We start from the raw sequence: 17,874 nt of genomic DNA, 5'->3' as shown, positions 1-17,874 counted from the left end.
GGGACGGGCGCTGCCAGCTATAAAAAACAGAGCAAACCGGCCCCACCGGCATGCCCTGCTTCCTGTGCCATTTCACATTGCCATCACGTGCAGACGGACATTTCCTTGAACGATTCAACTTCTCCCGCCGCGCCACGGCGTGTGGCCATCATCGGCGGCGGCCCCGCCGGGCTCATGGCCGCCGAGGTGCTGGCCGGTGCCGGCGCGGCCCTGTCCGTGCAGGTGTACGACGCCATGCCCTCAGTGGGCCGCAAGTTCTTGCTGGCCGGCAAGGGCGGGCTGAACCTCACCCATTCCGAAGCCGCCGAACCTTTCCTCAGCCGTTACGGCGAGCGCAGCGCGCAGCTGCAGCCGCTGCTGGCCGCCTTCGGCCCCGACCAGCTGCGCGGCTGGGCCCAGGCCCTGGGGGTGGAGACCTTTGTCGGCAGTTCGGGCCGCGTGTTTCCCAAGGACATGAAGGCCGCGCCGCTGCTGCGCGCCTGGCTGCAGCGCCTGCGCGCCGCGGGCGTGAAGTTTTCCATGCGGCACCGCTGGCTGGGCTGGGCCGACGACGGTTCGCTGACGTTTTCAACCCCCACCGGCCCGGTGCAGGTGCAGGCCGACGCCGTGGTGCTGGCCCTGGGCGGCGGCAGCTGGGCGCGGCTCGGTTCGGACGGCGCCTGGGTGCCGCTGCTGGCCGCCCGCGGCGTGGCGGTGGCGCCGCTGCAGCCTTCGAACTGTGGCTTTGACGTGGCCGCGCGGCCCGACAGCCCGGCGCAGGTCGCCGAGGCCGTGGCGGATGCCGGCGAAACCCGGCGGGAGTTCTTCAAGGAGCTGATCGGCCAGAGCCCGGCGCGCCAGGCCGGCTGGACCGACCATTTCTCCAGCCGCTTTGCCGGCCAGCCCTTCAAGTCGGTCGCCATCCATTTCACCGATTCGCAAGGCCGCAGCTTCCACCGCAAGGGCGAGTTCGTGGCCACCGCCACCGGCGTCGAAGGCAGCCTGATCTACGCCGCCTCCCCCCTGCTGCGCGATGAAATTGCACTGAAGGGCAGCGCAACTTTCCTGCTCGACCTGCTGCCCGACAAGTCGCCCGAGCAGGTGCTGGTCGAGGTGCGGCATCCGCGCGGCTCGCGCTCGCTGTCCAGCCACCTCAAGAGCCGGCTCAACCTCGACGGCATCAAGGCCGCGATGTTGTACGAGCTGCTCGGCAAGGACGCCATCCACGACCCGGTGCAACTGGCGCACGCGATCAAGGCCCTGCCGGTCAGGCTGGTGGCGGCCCGGCCCATCGACGAAGCGATCAGCAGCGCCGGCGGCGTGCCTTTTGAGGCCATGGACGGCCAGTTGCACCTGCAGACCTTGCAGGGCGTGCCGCAGCCGGTGTTCTGCGCCGGCGAAATGCTCGACTGGGAAGCGCCTACCGGCGGCTACCTGCTGAGTGCCTGTTTTGCCAGCGGACGCGTGGCCGGGCAGGGTGTTTTAAGCCATTTTGGGCTCTAGCCCAAACCATGCGGGCGCCATCAGCTATTGATTTGATAGCATATCCAGTATTTGTTTTTGAAGAGGTGTTGCCATGATCGTGCGTTTTCACATTGACCCGATGGAACAGGACCAGTACGAATACCGCGTCAGCTACGAAGGCGAGGACCTGTACAGCGACGCCGGGCTGGACAGCATCGAGGCCTGCATCGTGGCCGCCACCGAAGGGCTGGGGCAGGACGCCATCGCTGCCGAAGTGGCCTACAAGGGCATCATCAGTGGCACCTACGCGCTGGCGTCACTGGCCCTGGTGTCGGCGCAGATTGCCGAACATGCGCTGCAGACCACGGCGGCGATTGAAGAGGCTTTGGAAGGTTGATTGCCTAGATTGCCCCATCGCGCCGCTCGAAGTAGTTGCTCCAGGCGTTCAGCCGTTCCGACTCGACATGCAGCCGCAGGAAGTCCTCCGGCCCCACCTTCGACAACTCGTAGATGGCCTCCAGCCGTTGTGACTCCGCCTTGATCAGCCGGCCCAGTGCTTTCAGGTAGCGGGCCAGCTCCTCGTGGGTTGGTTTTTCAAATGTGTCCATGGAAAAAATTCTAGGGAAAAGTTTTCGATGGAGAAAGCCCAAAACGGCAGGCGGGCGCCGCCTCCGTTTGTAGGAATTTGGCTAGGCGTCTGATTTGTGTGAATTTTTTCCGCCCAACGAGGCGCTCCCCGCCGGTGCGGTTTTCGCGCCGCAGGCCTTGTGCGTGCAGGTTATCGCGGTGTTTGTGGCTGGCCCACGCCCTTGCGTTTCATCTCGCCCCATTTTGCTTCGCGTTGCGCCGCCCAGCGGTACAGCCCGATCAGCCGCCACCACGAGTTGAGCTGGCGGTAACCGAAATTTTCAAGGACCACCACCAGCGCGAGCACGGCGAGCTGGCGGAATTTCGGGTACATGCGAAATGAAATTTCTTCCAGCAACAGTCCGGACACCGACAGCAGGATGCCCAGCCCGATGGCCATGAAGAGGAACACGGAAAACGCCTGCCAGGAGACCAGCCCAAAGGCGTAGGCATAGAGCATGAAGAGGTAGCCTCCCAGCTCGACCAGCGGGCCCAGCCATTCAAACAGGATCATGAAGGGAAAAGCCAGCCAGCCAGGCGTTCCGCCGTTGCGGCTGAACATCAGCCCCCAATTGCTGGTCAGGCTTTCGGACAGGCCGCGTTGCCAGCGTACCCGCTGGTTCTTCAATGTCTTCCGGTCTTCGGGGGCCTCGGTCCAGCACACCGGCTCGGGCACGAACTCGATCCGGTAGGGCTTTCCCTGCTGACGCAGCATGCGGTGCATGCGGACCACCAGTTCCATGTCTTCCCCAATGGTGTTCGCGCGGTAGCCGCCAACGGCAATCACGACATCGGTCCTGAAAAGCCCAAAAGCCCCCGAGATGATCAGCATCGCGTTGAGCCTGGACCAGCCCAGTCGGCCGAACAGAAAAGCCCGCAGATACTCCACCACCTGAAAAAGTGCCCAGATGTTGGTGGGCAAGCCGACCTTGGTCAGGAATCCGTCAATCACTTCACAACCATTGGCGACCCGGACCGTTCCTCCAGTGGCCACCGTGTCAGGGTGCGTCAAAAAGGGCTTGGCAACGCGTTGCAGGCTGTCCCGTGACAGGATGGAGTCGGCATCGACGCCGCAGAACAGGGGGTGGTGCGCGGCGTTGATGCCGGCGTTCAGCGAGTCCGCCTTGCCGCCGTTTTCCTTGTCAATCACGCGCAGGTTGGGGTGGGTCATCGAACGGTAGATGCCGCGCACCGGCTTGGTGGCCAGACCCTCGCGCGGTGCCTCGGGGAAGGGGAGAAGCGAAAACTCCCGCTTGAGCACTTCCAGGGTGTTGTCCCGGGAGCCGTCATTGATGACAACGACCTCGAAATCGGAATAGGTCAACTGGAACATGGAACGAACCGAGGCGGTGATGGTTGCCTCTTCGTTGTAGGCGGGCACAAGAAGGCTGATGCCCGGCTCCAGACCGGTGAATGCCTGGGGCAGTGCGTCCAGCAACTTTTCCTGGTTGTTGCGATGGAGCGCAAAGACCGACAGGAGGTTGAGTGCCAGGTAACTCCCGTTGAGCAGGATGAAGTAGCCAAGGATGAGCCAGGTGATCCATTCGGTCATGGTGTCAGACCCCCTCAGGCGCCGCGCCGGCGCCATGCTCGGCCAGCACGTGGTCGAGCATGTCCCTCACCGGCGCTTCCGTGGCCTGGCTGCGCAGCTGGCTGAGTTTTTGGGTGCCGTAAAAAGGCATGTCGGCCAGAGCCTGCGCTGCACGGTAGCGCACCCACCACTGCGCATCCTGCAGCAGTGATTGCAGGGGGGCCAGGTCCTCGGCGTCGCCGAACTGGCCAAGAAACCGGGCTGACTCGACCCGCACCCTCCAGTCGGGGTGGTGCAGGAAACCACGCGCAGCCGGCAGCAGTGTCGGACCCGAGGCCATGTGCAGCGCAGCGACCAGCGTGTCTACCGAGGGGGCATGGGTCAGGATGTACTGCATGGACGGAAAGGGCAGTTGCAGATGCAACGCATCGGCCAGTTGAAGCGCTCGCGGCCAGTGCTGTGTGTCAATGGTGAGGATATTCTTGGAAAGATGGAGCCAGAATGCCTGGTTGGCCTCACCCAGGAAATTGGCGATTTGCGCGACATCCCAGTCACGCCGCCTGAGGATCAGGGGCAGGAGAAGTTCGGTACCTCGCAGGGGATCAATCTTGATCAGCGCCCGCGCAGCATGGAGGGACGCGAGGCTGTCCGTACCTGTGGCCTGCTGTGCGAGCTCATCCCATGCAGATGCCTCGCGAAGATGGCCCAGCGTCAGCAGGGCCAGCAGGCGCTCCGCCCGATCGCCTTTCCTGAGCAGGGTACGGACGGCTTCATCGCAGTGGAGTTGACGCGCCAATGCATTGAGCCTGTCGCCAGCCGGTCCCCTCAGGGATTCCTGCAGGTAGTTCCACAATTTCAGGAAATACAGAAGGTCACGTCCGTGCAGTGCGTCAGGAATGCGCGGGGTGCCGTCGCTGACCACCTCCAGCAGGACAGGGCGCCAGACGGCAATGAAGGCAGTTTCACGTTGCGCGCTTCTCCGCAGGCTCAGTCGCAGGCTCACGATCACCAGGACCAGCAGCGCAGTCAGTCCCATGGCGGAAATACCGACTCCGAAGGCAAACTTCAGGTAAGGGTCAGAAAGCGTATTCAGCACCAATGCGCACGCTGTTTCTGTTGTAGAAATTACCTTGTCGGGTGTGGGTCAGGGCATAGTTCACAGCCCATTGCCGGGTCAGCCAATGGCGGCCCCACCAGGCCGTTGACCTGACGTCGGCCAGCACCACCAGGCTTGGCGCGATGGTGGTGGCCTCCTGCCCTTTGCTGAAGATCAAACCAGTGAAACTGGCATCGCTGTAGTAATAGGAGGTTCGCACCTCGGTGCTGCTGGAGCTGACGCCAGACGCCCGCACGGGCTTCCAGGCGAAAGAGGCGCTGAAGGAGGAAAAATAGTGCTCCAGCATCAAGGTGGCCTGATCCACATGGGTGGTGTCATAACGCCGGTTGCTCAGCCCTCCCTGCATCAGCCAGGCGGGTGCAAACTCGTATTGCAGCGCGCCTTCCAGGCCCTGCCTGGGCAGCACCCGATGCGTCGGGCTGAGACTGCCTCCCACGGTGGCCGTCAGCCGGTCCGACAAAGGCGTGGTCAGCTGGCCGCTGATTTCCTGGTCGTCCAGCCCAAAACGGCTGGTCTGCCTGAGGCCGAGGGATCTGACGCTGCGTTTTTCGGGCTGGCTGGTCAGGCGCAGCGATGTCTCGCGCCAGTCCGGGCTGCCGTTGCTCAGGCTGCTGGTTTCCGCACCCAGCTCAACCTGCATGGTGGGGCTGCCAGGGGCCGCTGCATCCGCCCATACCGGGCTGGCCAGGACGTGGGCCAGAACAAGGCCGGAAATTCGGAGGGTTGTATTTCTCATCAACGGGTCATGCCTTGCGCGAGGAGAAGCGCTTGATGCGGGCGAGAAGTTCAGCGGGCTGGAACGGCTTGACAATGTAGTCGCTGGCACCTTCGTCCAGCGCCCGGACGATATCCTTCTCCTGAGTCTTGGCCGTCAGCATGATGACCGGGACAATCTTCCAGGCGGGTTGGGCACGCAGGATGGTGACCAGTGCAAAGCCGTCGAAGAAGGGCAGCATGACATCCAGCAGGACAATGGCTGGCGGCGGGTTCTGCTCGATGAACGCCTTGGCTTCCCGCCCATCGCGCGCCAGTTGCACCACGAAGCGCTCTCGCTCGAGGATGAATTTGAGCAACTGGGCGATGTGCTCGTCATCTTCTACCACCAAGGCAGACACGGTCGGGTGATCGGGTGATGTCATGGCAGTGATGCGAGTCGGTCCGGGCTGGATTCCATGGCGGCTATCGCGCAAGTCCTGATCCAGGCTCTCAGGCCACGTTGAGTTGAATAAGGTGACGAGCCTCGACCCCGGCACTGGCTCCGCAGTTAGGGCTGCTTGGTTCCCCATCTGACCCGGTTGGCCGCTTCACCATGCGGGAAGGCCCGTCATTGACTATTGTAAGGGCAAGGGCCGGGACTTAAAGGGCTGTGGCCATAAAAACCCTGCGCCCCGCGCTTTAGAATCATCCGATGTCCTACCTCGTCCTTGCCCGCAAATACCGCCCCCGGAATTTTTCTGAAATGGTCGGGCAGTCGCATGTGGTGCAGGCGCTCAGCAACGCCCTGGGCACGCAGCGGCTGCACCATGCCTACCTGTTCACCGGTACGCGCGGTGTGGGCAAGACCACCATCTCGCGCATCCTCGCCAAGTCGCTGAACTGCCTGGGCGCGGACGGGCAGGGCGGCATCACCGCCACCCCGTGCGGCGTCTGCCAGGCCTGCACCGACATCGACAGCGGCCGTTTTGTCGATTACACCGAGCTCGACGCGGCATCGAACCGCGGCGTCGACGAGATTGCGCAGTTGCTCGAACAGGCGGTTTACAAGCCGGTGGTGGGGCGCTTCAAGGTCTTCATGATCGACGAGGTGCACATGCTGACGAACACGGCCTTCAACGCCATGCTCAAGACGCTGGAAGAACCGCCCGAGTACCTCAAGTTCGTGCTGGCCACGACGGACCCGCAGAAAGTGCCGGCCACCGTGCTGTCGCGCTGCCTGCAGTTCAACCTGCGGCCGATGGCGCCGGAAACCATCCTGGAGCACCTGGTGCAGGTGCTGCGGGCCGAAAACATCGAGTCGGAGCCGCAGGCCCTGCGTCTGCTGGCACGCGCCGCACGCGGCTCCATGCGCGACGCGCTGTCATTGACCGACCAGGCGATTGCCTTCGGCTCCGGCCAGCTGCAGGAAGCCAGCGTGCGCCAGATGCTGGGCAGCGTGGACCGTAGCTATGTGTTCCAGCTACTTGACGCGCTGGCGCGTGGCGACGGCAAGAGTGTGGTCGAGACCTCCGAGGTGCTGCGCCTGAACGGCCTGAGCGCCGCCTCCACCCTCGAGGAAATGGCCACCGTGCTGCAACGCATGGCGGTGCTGCAGGCGGTGCCCGGCATGGACGCGGGCGACGACGCTGCCGACCCCGAAGTCGCCGCCACGGCGCGCCTGGCGCAAACCATGCCGGCCGACGAGACGCAGCTGCTGTACAGCCTGTGCCTGCATGGCCGCGCCGAGCTGGGGCTGGCACCCGACGACTACGCGGCGCTGACCATGGTGCTGCTGCGCCTGCTGGCCTTCAAACCCCCGGGCGCGATGACGGCGGCCGCCGCACAGGGGGGCGCCGTCGAGCCCCCAAAAAAGCCGCAGCCTGAGAGTGTGCCGGCCAGCGCCGTGGCCGCCCGTCCCGTCGCGGCGTCTGTCGCGCCCCCGGCGCTGGTTCGCCCCCCGGTGGCTGCGCCGCCGGTTCGCCAAAACCTGGAAGAAAATCGGCCTTCTGCCCTTGTTCAGCGGGCGCCAACTGCTCCTGATTTTGTAGCATCGAGGGAGCCCTTGCCGTGGGAAGACGCCTTGCCCATGCCGGCTTCGGCGTTGCCAGCGGCGCCCGCACCGCCCCCAGCGCCCGCGCCGGTGGCAGCCCCGGTGTTGCCCCCTGCCGCAGCCCTGGTCACGAACAGCCCGCTCGGCGACGTCTGGACGGCGCTGGTCAACCGCATGGTGGCGGCCGAAACGATAGGTGCGCTGGCGCGCGAACTGGCGCTGCAGTCCGAGCTGCGTACGCAGGCCGACGGGGTCTGGACCCTGCGCGTGGAGCGCGAGTCGCTGAACCAGGCCGCCGCGCGCGAAAAACTCCAGCTGGCCCTGCAGGCCGTGCTGCAGGACAGCGGCCAGGCACCGACACTGGTGGTCGAACTCGGCCCGGTCGGCGATTCGCCGGCCCGGCGCAATGCCGCCGCCGCGCAGGAGCGGCAACGCCTGGCCGAGGAAACCATTCAGAACGACCCGTTTGTGCAGGACATGATGCGCGACTGGGGCGCCCGAATTGTGCCGGGCAGCATCAAACCGCTCGCCCCGGTGGCGGGCAAGCCGATATGATTACCACCAAGTTTTAAAGGAAAAAAGACATGTTCAACAAAGGACAACTCGCCGGCCTGATGAAGCAGGCGCAGGCCATGCAGGACAACCTGAAAAAGGCGCAGGACGAGCTGGCGTTCATTGAAGTCACGGCGGAGTCCGGCAACGGCATGGTCAAGGTCACCATGACCTGCAAGCATGACGTCAAACGTGTCGAGATCGACCCCAGCCTGCTGACCGACGACAAGGACATGCTCGAAGACCTGGTGGCCGCCGCTTTCAACGCGGCCGTGCGCAAGGCCGAAGATCTGAGCCAGGAGAAAATGGGCAAACTCACGGCCGGCATGCCGGGCCTGCCCGGCGGGATGAAACTTCCGTTCTGACTTTGGTATTCGCATTCACAAGCAGGGGCCGCGGGTCCGGCTCTGCCGGCCCGCAGGCGCAGCGCCCCTTTTTCAGTGCAAGGGGCAGAGTGCTGCCGCAGGCTCGCAGTGAGCGAACGTGGGGGCTCACAATCCATGGCTGACTCCAATGCTCTCGAGGGCCTGACCCAGGCGCTGCGGCGCCTGCCGGGCGTGGGCGCGAAGTCGGCCGCGCGCATGGCGTTTCATCTGCTGCAGCATGACAAGCCCGGCGCCCTGCAGATCGCGCGTGCGCTCGAACATGCGGTGCGCAGCGTCAAACACTGCGCGCTGTGCAACACGCTGACCGAGCTCGACATCTGCAGCACCTGCGCCAACCCGGCGCGCGATCGCAGCAAACTCTGCGTGGTTGAAACCCCGGCCGACCAGGCGGCACTGGAGCGCACGCTGGCCTACCGCGGCCTCTACTTTGTGCTGATGGGCAAGCTCAGCCCGCTCGACGGCATCGGCCCGCACGACATCGGCCTGCAAAAGCTGTTCGACCGCGTGTTGCCCAGGGACGCGCAGGGTGATCCGCCCGCTGCCGCGGAGCGCGAGGTGCAGGAGGTCATCCTGGCCACCAACTTCACCGCCGAAGGCGAGGCCACCGCGCATGTGATCGCGCAGGCGCTCAAAAGCCGCGGCGTGCAGGTCACCCGCCTGGCGCGGGGCGTGCCGGTGGGCAGCGAACTCGAGTACGTGGACCTCGGCACGATTGCCCATGCGCTGGTGGATCGCCGCTAGCGCGCGGCTGCACCCCAGTTTCATTGCTACTGTTTTCATAGCTGACAACGCCCGTCCATCCATGACTGCAAGCCAGAAAGGCACCTCACAATGACTTATGCACGTTTCACCGTGGCCTACTGGTGCCTGCTGGCCGCTGCACTGCTGCCGATCGCCTGCGCGGCGCTGGCCAAGTGGGGCACGATGACGACGCCGGCGAACAAGGGCGGCTTCGACAACCACAACCCGCGTGCCTGGCTGGCGCGCCAGACCGACTGGCGCGCGCGTGCCAACCATGCGCAGGCCAACACCTTCGAGGCCTTGCCTTTCTTTTTTGCCGCCGTGATCATTGCGCACCAGCTGCAGGCGTCGCAGGTACGGCTCGACGTGTTTGCGTTCGTGTTTGTCGTGCTGCGCATCGCCTACGTCATGATGTACGTGGCCGACATGGCCAAGAGCCGCAGCGTGATCTGGTTCCTCGCGCTGCTGGTCAACATCGGCATTCTTTTTCTGGGCTATCGGTAACGTCTGGTAACCAGAAACCGTTCCGTACAAACCCGCACGGGATGATACCGATGCGGTTTTTTTTCGCGCTGGCTAAGCTCTTCCGAAGCTAAAAAATCCGAGAGAGAACCCGCCCATGAACCATTTCACCGTCAACCGCAGGACTTTCGCCAGTGCGGCCGCACTCGGTGCTGCCTCCCTGGCCTTTCCGGCCCTGCGCGCGCAAGGCAAGCTGGAGAAAACAAAAATCGCGCTGGCTGTCGGCGGCAAGGCGGCGTTTTATTACCTGCCGCTGACCATCAGCGAGCAGCTGGGCTACTTCAAGGCTGAAGGCCTGGAGGTGGAGATCAGCGACTTTGCCGGCGGTGCACGGGCGCTGCAGGCCGTGGTGGGCGGCTCGGCCGATGTGGTGTCGGGTGCCTACGAGCACACCATCAACCTGCAGTCGAAAAACCAGATGTTCCAGGCCTTTGTGCTGCAGGGCCGGGCACCGCAGATTGCCTTTGGCGTGTCCACCAAAAACATGCCCAACTACAAGTCGGTGGCCGACCTCAGGGGTAAAAAAATTGGCGTGTCCGCACCGGGCTCGTCCACCAACATGATGGCCAACCTGGTGCTGTCGCGCGCCGGTCTCAAGCCCAGCGATGTGAGTTTCATCGGCGTCGGCACCGCGGCCGGTGCGCTGGCGGCCCTGCGTTCCGGCCAGATCGATGCCATGAGCAACACCGACCCGGTGATGACCATGCTGGAGCAAAAAGGCGAGGTGAAAATCATCTCGGACACGCGCACGCTCAAGGGCACGGTCGATGTGTTCGGCGGTCCCATGCCGGCGGCCTGCCTGTATGCGCCCCTGGACTTCATCCAGAAAAATCCCAACACCTGCCAGGCGCTGGCCAACGCCATCGTGCATGGCCTGAAGTGGCTGCAAACGGCCGGCCCCGGCGACATCATCAAGACCGTGCCCGAGAACTACCTGCTCGGTGACCGCGGCCTGTACCTGGCGTCCTTCAACAAGGTGCGTGACGCGATCGCGCTGGACGGCCTCATTCCTGAAGAAGGTGCCAGGACGGCACTCAAGGCCCTGGCCAGTTTTGACCCCAGCATCAAGGCCGACCGGATTGTTCTGGCCAAGACCTACACCAACGAGTTTTCCCGGCGCGCGAAAGACAAGTTCAAGGCCTGAATAGGGCCCCCACGTTCGCTCGCTTCGCGTAGCTCTCTGCCCCCCGCGGGGGCGCTGCGCCTGCGGCCCGGCAGAGCCGGTTCCGCGGCCCCGGTTGGTATGAAATCCCCACAGCAACTTCACTTGTCGTTTTCCTCTGTTTAAGCCGCGCGGTTCGCAGCGACAATCTTTCCATGCCGCAACCCGCCAACGACCACGCCAGCAATTACGCGCTCGAACTGCTGGACATCCGCTGCACCTTCCGCTCGCCCGGCGATGCGGGACCGGGTTACACCGCGGTCGGGCAGACCACGCTGCGCATACGGGCGGGTGAATTTGTCTCTGTGGTCGGGCCAACCGGTTGCGGCAAGTCCACCTTGCTCAACATCGGTGCGGGCCTGCTGCCGCCCACCTCCGGCACGGTGAAGGTGTTCGGCCAGCCCCTGGCGGGCATCAACACCCGTGCCGGCTACATGTTCCAGACCGAGGCGCTGATGCCCTGGCGCAGCGCGATCGACAACGTCATGGTCGGCCTGCAATACCGCGGCGTGCCCGATGCCGAGGGGCGTGCGCAGGCACAGGCCTGGCTGGAGCGGGTCGGCCTGAGCGGCTTTGGCGACCGTTACCCGCACCAGCTCTCCGGCGGCATGCGCAAGCGCACCGCGCTGGCACAGGTGCTCGCGCTGGACCCCGACATCATCCTGATGGACGAGCCTTTTTCGGCGCTCGACATCCAGACCCGCCAGCTCATGGAAAACGAGGTGCTGGACTTGTGGGCGGCCAAAAAGAAGGCGGTGCTGTTCATCACCCACGACCTCGACGAAGCCATTGCCATGAGCGACCGCGTGGTGGTGCTGTCGGCCGGCCCAGCCACGGTGCCCATGGGCGAGTTCGCGATTGACCTGCCGCGCCCGCGCAACGTCGCCGAGGTGCGCACCCAGCCGCGTTTCATCGAGCTGCACACGCAGATCTGGGACGTGCTGCGCGACGAGGTGCTCAAGGGCTACGCTCAGCAACTCCGCAAGGTCTGAATCGCATGTGGTCCGTTCTCAAACCCTCCGACAAAAACCTGCGTGTTTGGCAAATCGGTCTGCTGCTGGCCTTTCTGGGCCTGTGGCAGTTGGCCTCACGCGACCAGCAACTGGCCTTTTTCCTGGGCGAACCCGTCAAGGTGGCGGGCCGGGTCTGGTCCTGGTTCATGCCTTTTGGCTTCGGCCCCAGCGTGCTGTTTGCCGACGGTCTGCCGGGCAATGCCGATATTTACCTGCACCTGGGCACGACGCTGCTCGAGACCGTGCTGGCCTTCGGCATCGGCACCGTGCTGGGTCTGGCCTGCGGCCTGTGGTTGGCACTGGCGCCCATGGCCAGCGCGATCATGGATCCCTACATCAAGGCTGCCAACTCGATGCCGCGCGTGATCCTCGCGCCCATTTTTGCGATGTGGTTCGGCCTGGGCATCTGGAGCAAGGTGGCGCTGGCGGTGACGCTGGTGTTCTTCATTGTGTTTTTCAATGTCTACCAGGGCGTCAAGGAAGTCAGCCCGGTGGTGCTGGCCAATGCAAGGATGCTGGGTGCGAATCAACGACAGTTGCTGCGCACCGTCTACCTGCCCAGCGCCACCAGCTGGGTGTTTTCCAGCCTGCACACCTCGGTCGGCCTGGCCTTTGTCGGGGCCGTGGTGGGCGAGTACCTGGGTTCGGCGCGCGGCGTCGGTTACCTGATCCTGCAGGCCGAAGGCACCTTCGACGTCAACACCGTGTTTGCCGGTATCGTGGTGCTGACAGCGTTTGCGCTGGTGCTCGACGGCATCGTCGGGCGCATTGAACGCAAGCTCATGAAGTGGCAACCCCGCACCGGTGAGACGGAGAAACTCTGATGGAACATTTTTCTGCACCTATACGTCTGTACTCTGGCCCCCTGAGCATGTTCGGCGCCAAGGTACAGATCGCCGCCCTGGAAAAAGGGTTGGACGTCGAGCTGGTCATGGTCCCCTTTGACATGCAGCGCCTGTACCAGCCCAAACATCCCGAGGTGCTGCGCATCAACCCCAAGCAGCAGGTGCCGGTGCTGGTGCATGGCGCGCTGGAACTGTTCGACTCGACCCAGATTTTTGAATACCTCGAAGAGCTGCAGCCCGAACCCGCGCTGTGGCCGGAAGGCGCTGCGGCAAAAGCCCGGGCGCGCCTGCTCGAGCACCAGTCGGACGAGGTGTATTTCCCGCCCATCGTCCGCCTGATGAGCCTGCAGGACCAGCCGCAGGACCCGGTGGCTGTCGCTGCACGTGAAGCGTCTGGACTTTTTTATTTGAGGATGGACGGCCTGCTGGCCGACGGTGATTACCTGGCTGGCGCGTATTCCTTCGCAGACATCGCGTTTTACATGGCGCAGCTGTTCGGCGAACGCATGGGCGCCGTGATGGATGGACGCACGCCACGCCTGCTGGCCTGGCGCGAGCGGCTTTCACAGCGGCCGGCGGTGCGCGAGGTGGCCGGCGCGATGGCGGCCTACCTGCAGTCGCAGGGCCGGCCGCTGCCGGGTTTTCTCGCGGCGCTGTTGCCGTCTCCACCGACGGCACCGGCCAGCCGGTCCTGATTCTTCCATCTGGTCATTTCGTCCTACATACACGCGGCAGGCCGGTCGCTACATTGGTGCCTGCCATGCCGCTGTGCCAACAGGCAGCCGGCATCCATTCACTCCCGCAAGGAATCCCCCATGAATCTCCATCTCAGCATCGGTCCCGTCGTCTCCCTGGTTGCAGGCATCCTGATCCTGATCATGCCGCGCCTGCTCAACTTCATCGTTGCGATTTACCTGATCATCATTGGCCTGCTCGGTTTGTTCGGGACCGGTTCGCTCAAACTCTAGGAGTCTGTGCGGCAGACGGCGCTTCGGCCCTTCAGCGCTTCAGCGCTTACCCAGCGCCAGCGCCAGCAGGGCCTGCTGCTGGGCGGGGTTGCGTCCGGCAATCAGCGCCAGCAGACCGGTGCGGTCCAGCAGGTTGATGCCGTTGTCCTTCGCAAACTTGCGCGCATTCTCGCTGCAGACCGACGAGGTCGCGCAGGTGCCGCGCTGGAGCTGGCGCGAGCGCATCAGATCGAGCAGGGGGTGCAGCTCGCGCACGCCGACCGGCTGGCCCGACCACTGCTTGCACCAGGCCACTGCCGCCGGGCTGTCCTTGCCCTGTTGCGCATGGCGCGAGTAAAGCCATAAGGTCACGCCGCCGGCGGTGCCATGCGACTGGCCCCGGATCTCAAAGCCGCCCTGCGCAAACAGCGCTTCACACACCGCGTCAAACTGCTGCGCCGACACCTGGTCCAACAGGGCCGGCGTCCATGAGGGCTGCGCCACAGGCGCCGTCGCCGGCACGCTGCGGGCTGGCTGTGTTGATGGGGCGGGTCTGCTGGCTGTTGCGGTGGTGGGGAAATCAATCAGCTTGTCGAGGGCAAAGGCTGTGCCGGGGGCGACGGCAAGCTTGCCGGGCGCGGGCAGCCGTGGCGGCCCCGCGCCCCTTGCCAGCTTGCTCCAGGGCGGCTCGAACGCCAGCGGGTCCACATACACTTCCGCATGGAGCCGGTCGGTCAGGTAACTGCCCACCAGGACGACCCCGAGCAGCAGGGCCGCAGCGCCCGCAGGCAGCAAGGCCCGTTCCTTCAGGGACATCACCAGCAGCGCCATGCCGATGGCAACGGCCAGCAGTCCGATGCCGAAAAAAAAGCGAAAGGCCGCGCTGGGCTTGACTGGCGTTCCGGGCTTGCTGACGGCCATGGCGCGTGTGATCCGAGGGGCTACTTGGCCCATGGCTGCTGGCACAGGCGGAAGTGGATCATGGCGCCATTTTTTCGAGGGCCTCTAGCGTTTTTTGGTCTTGATCACTGTTTTTCCCGGCGCACGCTTGACGGCTTGTACCCCGGCTTTGCCCGGCGCACGACTGACCGCCTGGACCCCGGCCTTGCCCGATCTGGGCCTGGCCGCACTGACGGCCTTGACCGGCAGGAACACCACGACCTGTTGCCCAAGTTTGAAAGCCGCGGATGCACCGACCTTGTTCCACTCGGCAACGGCGTCCGCACTCAGGCCGTAACGCCTGGCAATGCTGGCCACGGTTTCGCCCTTGCGTGCCTTGACGGTGCTCCTGCGCGTGACGATTTCCGGCGCCAGCGTCATCTGTGCGTTGTCGGCGACATGGCTGGTCACGTCGTTGTCCATTTTGGCGCTGCGTGACACCATCAGGGTCGAGCCCGCCTTGATCAGCATGCGTGGTGGAATGTTGTTGACGCCGCGCAGGTCGTTCTCGCTCATGCCGACGCGCTTGGCGGCGTCGCTGACGCTCAGGGTTGCGGGGGCGGTCCAGGCCGTCCAGCTGGCGTATTGACCCTGGGAGTAGGCCTCGAAGTTGCGCTGGAAAATCTTGGCATTGTCCCAGGGCAACAGGATGTGGGGCATGCCGGCCGCCAGAATCACGGGGCGGTGGGCCGATGGGTTGAGGGCCTTGAAGTTGCTGATTTCCACGTCGGCCAGCTTGGCGGCCAGCGCCACATCGATGTCGCGGGTGATCTGGACCTGCTGGAAGTAGGGATGGTTTTCAATCAGGGGCAGCTCGGCGCGGAAATTCTGCGGGTTGGCCACGATGTTCTTGACCGCCTGCAGCTTGGGCACATACAGGCGCGTCTCGTCGGGCATGCGCAGGTCCATGTAGGTGGTGCCCAGGCCATCCTTCTTGTTTCTGGCGATGGCGCGGCCCACACTGCCTTCGCCCCAGTTGTAGGCGGCCAGTGCCAGATGCCAGTCGCCAAACATGCCGTGGAGTTTCTGCAGGTAGTCGAGCGCGGCACGCGTCGAGGCCAGCACATCGCGGCGGTCGTCGCGGAAGGCGTTCTGTTTCAGGTCGAAGTACTTGCCGGTGGCCGGCATGAACTGCCACATGCCGGCGGCCTTGGCGCTGGAGACGGCCTGCGGATTGAAAGCGCTTTCAATATAGGGCAGCAGCGCGAGCTCGGTCGGCATGTTGCGGCGCTCCAGCTCTTCAACAATGTGGAACAGGTATTTGCTCGAGCGCTCCGTCATGCGCTGGATGTAGTCCGGCCGGCTGGCATACCACTGCTCGCGGTCGGTCACCAGCTCGCCTTGCAGGTCAGGCATGGCGAAGCCGCGGCGAATGCGTTCCCACAAATCGGCCGGCGGCTGCAGGCTGGCCACGGCGCTGGACGGGGTCTGCGCCGAATGGATGGGCGACAAGGGGCCGCCGGGGTAGACCGGCTGGGTCGCCGATGGCGAGGTGCTCAGGACCGGATCATCGGGCAGGCCGAGCTTGCTGTTGCTGCTGGCACAGCCGGCGAGCACGACCACAGCGAGGGAGACGGCGAAGGTTCTGAGGGGGGAAAGCAGCCGTGCAAGACGGTCAGGGAAAGCCGGAAAAGAAGCCGGGGAAACGGGGGAGGGTTTGAAAAACGCTGGCTGCGGCTCGGTCATTTGAATTGGTTCTTCCACTGCCTGATGGCGGCAAATACGGTGTTGTCGTCATGCGCCGCCGGATCAAAGCGCCGGGCGGCAGCCATGACCGTGGCCTGTCGGGTACGCAAAAAGGGGTTGATCATCAACTCCTGGGCAATCGAGGTAGGCAAGGTGGGCTCCCCGTCGTCTCTCAAAGCGGCACAGCGTGCATGGTAACCAATCAGCTCGCGGTTGTCAGGTTCTACCGCGAGTGCAAAACGCAGATTACTCATCGTGTATTCATGCGTGCAGCAGACGCGGGTGTCGCCGGGGAGGGCGGCGAGACGGTCCAGCGAAGCCAGCATCTGCGCCGGTGTGCCCTCGAAAAGACGGCCGCAGCCACCGGAAAACAGCGTGTCGCCGCAAAACAGCAGGGGCCGTCCGTCCACGAGGGGACAGTAAAACGCAATATGGCCGGCGGTGTGGCCCGGCACGTCGAGCACCTGGAAATCAAGGTCCAGTGCCCGCACGGTGTCGCCGTCCCGGAGGGCGGTGAAGGGCGGGGGGATGCGCTCGCGGGCCGGGCCGAACACCTTCGCGCCGGTGGCCTCGCGCAGCGCATCGACGCCCCCGGTGTGATCGGGGTGGTGGTGCGTGACTAAAATCGACTCTAATTGCAGTTGCCTGTCCTGCAGCGTGCGAAGCACCGGCTGCGCGTCGCCCGGATCGACCACGATGGCGCGCCGGCCGTCGTGCAGCAGCCAGAGGTAATTGTCGTCAAAAGCAGGGATGGGAATCAGGTACATGCAGCAGTCTCGATGGGCTCTCAAATTATAGGTTTCACAAACTGGTTCAAAACCCCACCCGGCGAGTATCTGCTGGCGTGGGAGCGTGAGCAATTCGACGAGGCCGTGGCCGACATGTTTGGCTACCACGCGCTGCAACTGGGCCTGCCCGAACTCGACGCGCTGCGCAGCAACCGCATGCCGCACAAATGGCTGGCACTGCAGGGCACCGAGTCAGAACTTCTTGGCAGAGCCAGCGCAAGCGCTGACGGCAGTCCGATCCCCGCAACTGCGGCAAGTTCCCCGCGTGTGGCCCTGCTGACCCATCCGGCCGCTTTGCCCTTTCCCGAGAACAGCCTGGACCTGGTGCTGCTGCCGCACACGCTGGAGCTCAGCAGCGACCCCCATGCCACCTTGCGCGAAGTCGAACGTGTGCTGGTGCCCGAGGGACGCGTGGTGATCAGCGGCATGAACCCGGCCAGCCTGTGGGGCCTGCGCCAGCGGCGTGCGCACTTTTACCGGCGCCTCGGTTACGGTGAACTCTTTTTGCCCGAAGCCGGCGAGTTTATCGGCTACTGGCGCTTGCGCGACTGGCTGCGCCTGCTCAGTTTTGAAGTCGAGTCCGGCCGGTTCGGCTGCTACCGGCCGGCCGTGAGCCGGCTCGCGTCGCTGGAGCGTTTTGCCTGGATGGACAAGGCCGGCGAACGCTGGTGGCCGATTTTCGGCGCGATGTATTTTCTGGTGGCCGTCAAGCGCGTGCGCGGCATGCGCCTGCTGGAGCCGAACTGGAAAACGCAGAAGGCCACCGCCCAGGCCCCGGTGGTCATTGCCAACCAGGTGCGCCGCCCGGAATCCTATTGATCACTTCCTC

At 64.4% G+C, this 17,874-nt stretch carries 20 protein-coding genes and 1 other RNA gene; 12 read left to right on the top strand and 9 right to left on the bottom strand.

What is annotated here, in order from left to right; genetic code table 11:
* Positions 1 to 174: 174 nt before the first annotated feature.
* Positions 175 to 1,482, top strand: a complete 1,308-nt coding sequence (locus tag B7G53_RS01945; RefSeq protein ID WP_441338957.1) for a TIGR03862 family flavoprotein — start codon at positions 175 to 177, stop codon at positions 1,480 to 1,482.
* A 73-nt stretch (positions 1,483 to 1,555) separates the two neighbouring features.
* A complete protein-coding gene (locus B7G53_RS01940; protein ID WP_096662665.1) occupies positions 1,556 to 1,840 on the top strand; it encodes a hypothetical protein in 285 nt (94 codons plus the stop codon).
* A 4-nt stretch (positions 1,841 to 1,844) separates the two neighbouring features.
* Here the strand turns inward: B7G53_RS01940 and B7G53_RS01935 are convergent, their stop codons facing one another.
* The 6 genes from B7G53_RS01935 to ffs form a co-directional block, all read right to left on the bottom strand.
* Positions 1,845 to 2,051, bottom strand: coding sequence for a hypothetical protein (locus B7G53_RS01935; RefSeq protein ID WP_096662663.1), 207 nt, complete (start codon positions 2,049 to 2,051; stop codon positions 1,845 to 1,847).
* Positions 2,052 to 2,221: 170 nt separating this feature from the next.
* A complete protein-coding gene (locus B7G53_RS01930) occupies positions 2,222 to 3,622 on the bottom strand; it encodes a glycosyltransferase family 2 protein (protein WP_096662661.1) in 1,401 nt (466 codons plus the stop codon).
* Between the two features lie 4 nt (positions 3,623 to 3,626).
* Positions 3,627 to 4,637 carry a HEAT repeat domain-containing protein gene (locus tag B7G53_RS01925; RefSeq protein WP_096662659.1) on the bottom strand — a complete coding sequence of 337 codons (1,011 nt, stop codon included), beginning with the start codon at positions 4,635 to 4,637 and terminating at the stop codon, positions 3,627 to 3,629.
* A gap of 40 nt (positions 4,638 to 4,677) precedes the next feature.
* Positions 4,678 to 5,358, bottom strand: coding sequence for a YaiO family outer membrane beta-barrel protein (locus tag B7G53_RS01920; RefSeq protein ID WP_217992576.1), 681 nt, complete (start codon positions 5,356 to 5,358; stop codon positions 4,678 to 4,680).
* Between the two features lie 103 nt (positions 5,359 to 5,461).
* A complete protein-coding gene (locus tag B7G53_RS01915; protein ID WP_096662655.1) occupies positions 5,462 to 5,857 on the bottom strand; it encodes a response regulator transcription factor in 396 nt (131 codons plus the stop codon).
* Between the two features lie 90 nt (positions 5,858 to 5,947).
* An RNA gene (gene ffs, locus B7G53_RS01910) (signal recognition particle sRNA small type) lies at positions 5,948 to 6,044 on the bottom strand.
* An 82-nt stretch (positions 6,045 to 6,126) separates the two neighbouring features.
* Here ffs and dnaX point away from each other — a divergent pair.
* From dnaX to B7G53_RS01865, 9 genes are all read left to right on the top strand, one after another.
* Positions 6,127 to 8,019, top strand: a complete 1,893-nt coding sequence (gene dnaX, locus B7G53_RS01905) for a DNA polymerase III subunit gamma/tau (RefSeq protein WP_096662654.1) — start codon at positions 6,127 to 6,129, stop codon at positions 8,017 to 8,019.
* 29 nt (positions 8,020 to 8,048) lie between these two features.
* Entirely contained in the window at positions 8,049 to 8,381 is a 333-nt protein-coding gene (locus B7G53_RS01900) for a YbaB/EbfC family nucleoid-associated protein (protein ID WP_096662652.1), read from the top strand.
* 135 nt (positions 8,382 to 8,516) lie between these two features.
* Complete coding sequence (gene recR / locus B7G53_RS01895; RefSeq protein ID WP_096662650.1) at positions 8,517 to 9,143, top strand: recombination mediator RecR; 627 nt, start codon at positions 8,517 to 8,519, stop codon at positions 9,141 to 9,143.
* A gap of 90 nt (positions 9,144 to 9,233) precedes the next feature.
* A complete protein-coding gene (locus B7G53_RS01890; protein WP_096662648.1) occupies positions 9,234 to 9,647 on the top strand; it encodes an MAPEG family protein in 414 nt (137 codons plus the stop codon).
* Between the two features lie 115 nt (positions 9,648 to 9,762).
* Positions 9,763 to 10,809 (top strand): ABC transporter substrate-binding protein, encoded by a 1,047-nt coding sequence (locus B7G53_RS01885; protein WP_096662646.1) that lies wholly within the window; start codon positions 9,763 to 9,765, stop codon positions 10,807 to 10,809.
* 173 nt (positions 10,810 to 10,982) lie between these two features.
* A complete protein-coding gene (locus B7G53_RS01880) occupies positions 10,983 to 11,819 on the top strand; it encodes an ABC transporter ATP-binding protein (protein WP_096662644.1) in 837 nt (278 codons plus the stop codon).
* A gap of 5 nt (positions 11,820 to 11,824) precedes the next feature.
* Positions 11,825 to 12,664 (top strand): ABC transporter permease, encoded by an 840-nt coding sequence (locus tag B7G53_RS01875; RefSeq protein WP_096662642.1) that lies wholly within the window; start codon positions 11,825 to 11,827, stop codon positions 12,662 to 12,664.
* The gene (locus tag B7G53_RS01870; RefSeq protein ID WP_096662640.1) at positions 12,664 to 13,380 is read left to right on the top strand and encodes a glutathione S-transferase family protein; all 717 of its coding nucleotides are present in this window, start codon (positions 12,664 to 12,666) and stop codon (positions 13,378 to 13,380) included. The genes B7G53_RS01875 and B7G53_RS01870 overlap by 1 nt, the downstream gene beginning before the upstream one ends.
* Positions 13,381 to 13,500: 120 nt before the next feature.
* Entirely contained in the window at positions 13,501 to 13,653 is a 153-nt protein-coding gene (locus B7G53_RS01865) for a DUF3096 domain-containing protein (protein WP_096662638.1), read from the top strand.
* Between the two features lie 39 nt (positions 13,654 to 13,692).
* Here the strand turns inward: B7G53_RS01865 and B7G53_RS01860 are convergent, their stop codons facing one another.
* The 3 genes from B7G53_RS01860 to gloB form a co-directional block, all read right to left on the bottom strand.
* Complete coding sequence (locus B7G53_RS01860) at positions 13,693 to 14,553, bottom strand: restriction endonuclease (protein ID WP_217992575.1); 861 nt, start codon at positions 14,551 to 14,553, stop codon at positions 13,693 to 13,695.
* Positions 14,554 to 14,637: 84 nt separating this feature from the next.
* The gene (locus B7G53_RS01855; protein ID WP_255249878.1) at positions 14,638 to 16,257 is read right to left on the bottom strand and encodes a transglycosylase SLT domain-containing protein; all 1,620 of its coding nucleotides are present in this window, start codon (positions 16,255 to 16,257) and stop codon (positions 14,638 to 14,640) included.
* Entirely contained in the window at positions 16,254 to 17,024 is a 771-nt protein-coding gene (gloB, locus tag B7G53_RS01850) for a hydroxyacylglutathione hydrolase (protein ID WP_096662634.1), read from the bottom strand. The genes B7G53_RS01855 and gloB overlap by 4 nt, the downstream gene beginning before the upstream one ends.
* Before the next feature lie 12 nt (positions 17,025 to 17,036).
* On the opposite strand from gloB, the gene B7G53_RS01845 reads away from it, so the two are divergent.
* Positions 17,037 to 17,864 carry a class I SAM-dependent methyltransferase gene (locus B7G53_RS01845; protein ID WP_096662632.1) on the top strand — a complete coding sequence of 276 codons (828 nt, stop codon included), beginning with the start codon at positions 17,037 to 17,039 and terminating at the stop codon, positions 17,862 to 17,864.
* Positions 17,865 to 17,874 lie beyond the last annotated feature (10 nt).

Source organism: Polaromonas sp. AET17H-212 (assembly GCF_002379085.1).
Lineage (GTDB): Bacteria > Pseudomonadota > Gammaproteobacteria > Burkholderiales > Burkholderiaceae_C > Polaromonas.
This window is presented reverse-complemented; position numbering and strand designations above follow the sequence as displayed.